Origin of the sequence: Streptomyces jumonjinensis, from assembly GCF_009600885.1 — a bacterium.
In the GTDB taxonomy this organism is placed as follows: domain Bacteria; phylum Actinomycetota; class Actinomycetes; order Streptomycetales; family Streptomycetaceae; genus Streptomyces; species Streptomyces jumonjinensis.
Genome location: NZ_VCLA01000167.1, coordinates 88480 through 89309, shown reverse-complemented (window position 1 = coordinate 89309; position 830 = coordinate 88480). Strand labels below are relative to the sequence as shown.

The window sequence follows — 830 nt, the reverse complement described above, 5'->3', positions numbered from 1 at the left end:
CGTTCCGTCGCTGGTCTGGGGTGTTGGCCGGTGAGGCGGTGACCGAGGGCCGGGTGGCGGAGCTGCCGGAGTGGGTGGGTTTGTTGGGCGGGGTGGAGCCGTTGCTGGGGCGGCGGGCTCTGGACCGTGACGTGGACACGGTTCGTACGCTGCGGAATCGTTCCTGGGTGGTGCCGTCCGGGCTGGCTGCGGTGCTGGTGGGTCGGACACCCGCCCTGTTCCACTGTGGAGTGCATGAACTCCTGCTCGCCACCCTGGCCGGTGCGGTGGCGTCCTCCCATCAGAGGACCGGGATCCTGGTGGATGTCGAGGGCCATGGGCGTGGGGCGTTGGGCGATGTGGATCTGTCCCGCACGGTCGGTTGGTTCACCAGCAGCCACCCCGTACGCCTGGATGTGACCGGGATCGATCTCGACCAGGTGTGGACGGGAGGAGCGGCGGCTGGCCGGCTGGTGAAGGCCGTCAAGGAGCAGGTGCGGGCGGTTCCCGGCGACGGGCTCGGGTATGAGCTGCTGCGGTATCTCAATCCTGAGACCGGTCCTGTGCTGGAGGCCGCACCGGCGGCACAGATCGGTTTCAACTACCTCGGCCGCTTCACTGCCGGCTCCAGCGAGGGCTCCGCCCGGCCCTGGGAGCTGGCGGGTGAGACCGTGATCGGCGGCGCGGTCGATCCGGACATACCTCTGCCGCATGCCCTTGAGGTGAACGTAACCGTTCGAGACACCCCTGATGGGCCTGAGCTGGAGATCAGGCTGAGCTGGCCTGGTCGGCTCTTCGGCGAAGGTGATGTGGAAGAGCTGGGCCGGGCCTGGCTGCGGATGCTGGAGGGA

The 830-nt window shown here is 68.6% G+C and carries 1 protein-coding gene; it reads left to right on the top strand.

Annotated features, from left to right (window positions below; translation table 11 throughout):
• Nucleotides 1-131: 131 nt before the first annotated feature.
• A partial coding sequence (locus FF041_RS24650; protein ID WP_323392605.1) for a condensation domain-containing protein occupies nt 132-830 on the top strand: 699 nt, incomplete at its 3' end.